Source organism: Zoogloea sp., from assembly GCF_030157465.1.
GTDB lineage: Bacteria > Pseudomonadota > Gammaproteobacteria > Burkholderiales > Rhodocyclaceae > Zoogloea.
Window position 1 is genome coordinate 1 of sequence record NZ_JAOAUU010000035.1, and the last position, 1,404, is coordinate 1,404.

A 1,404-nucleotide genomic window follows, 5' to 3' on the forward strand; every position below is an offset into this window, starting at 1 on the left:
GCACCACGACCACGGTATCGATCACCGTCACCGGCACCAACGACGGCCCGACGGCTCGCGCAGATTCCGCCACCGGAACCGAAGACCAGCCCGTCACCTTCGGCGTCCTCGGCAACGACACCGATCCGGATGGCGACACGCTCAGCGTCACCGGCGCCAACGTCGATCCGCTCAAGGGCTCCGTCGTCGTGAACGCCAACGGCACCCTGACCTTCACCCCGGCCGCCAACATCAATGGCCCGGTCGAAGTCACCTACACCATCAGTGACGGCAAGGGCGGCACGTCCACGGCGATTGCCACGGTCAACATCGCTCCGACCGCCGACACCGCCGTGCTCGGCACCGGAACCGGTGCGGTCAAGGAAGACACGCCGGCTCAGACCACCGCCTCCGGTACCCTCAGCATCGTCGACCCGGACGCCGGCGAAGTCGCCTTCCAGCCGCAGACTGATGTCCCGGGCCTGTACGGCACGCTCACCCTCGCCGCCGACGGCGCCTGGACTTACACCCTCGACAACAGCAAACCCGAAGTCCAGGCCCTGAAGGAAGGCGAAACCCGCCCTGAAACCTTCACCGTCACCAGCGTCGACGGCACCACGACCACGGTGTCGATCACCGTCACCGGCACCAACGACGGCCCGACTGCAGTTGCCGACCTGGCCGCCACCAACGAAGACCTGCCCGTCACCTTCACCGTGCTCGGCAACGACACCGACCCGGATGGCGACACGCTCAGCGTCACCGGCGCCAACGTCGATCCGCTCAAGGGCTCCGTCGTCGTGAACGCCAACGGCACCCTGACCTTCACCCCGGCCGCCAACATCAATGGCCCGGTCGAAGTCACCTACACCATCAGTGACGGCAAGGGCGGCACGTCCACGGCGATTGCCACGGTCAACGTCGCTCCGCAGAACGATGCGCCCGTTGCGGCCAACGACCTCGGCGCCGTCACTGAAGACGCCACCCTGAGCGTCTCGGCAACCAACGGCCTGATCACCAGCACCGCCACGCCCGCCGGCACCGACCGCGACATCGATGGCGACACCCTGACGATCTCCGCCATCCGCACCGGCGCCGAGAACGCCAGCGGCACCGCCGGCACTATCGGCACGGCCATCACCGGCACCTACGGCACGCTCACCGTGCAGGCCGACGGCAGCTACACCTACGTTGCCAACCACGCTGACGCGCTGGCCGCCGGGGCCCCCGCCACCGACGTCTTCACCTACACCGTCAGCGACGGCAGCAAGACCGACACCGCCGAGCTCGTCATCACCGTCACCGGCACTAACGACGCGCCCGTCATCGTCGGCACCCTGCCCGACTTCAACTCCAGCGACGCCCTGGCGGTCACACTTCCCACCGCAGCCGGTTTTGCCGACCCCGATGCTGGAGACGTGCTGC

General features: G+C 67.9%; 1 protein-coding gene. It reads left to right on the forward strand.

What is annotated here, in order from left to right; genetic code table 11:
* Positions 1-1,404: Ig-like domain-containing protein (locus tag Q1W26_RS04025; RefSeq protein WP_300436207.1), on the forward strand; the 1,404-nt coding region annotated here is incomplete at both ends.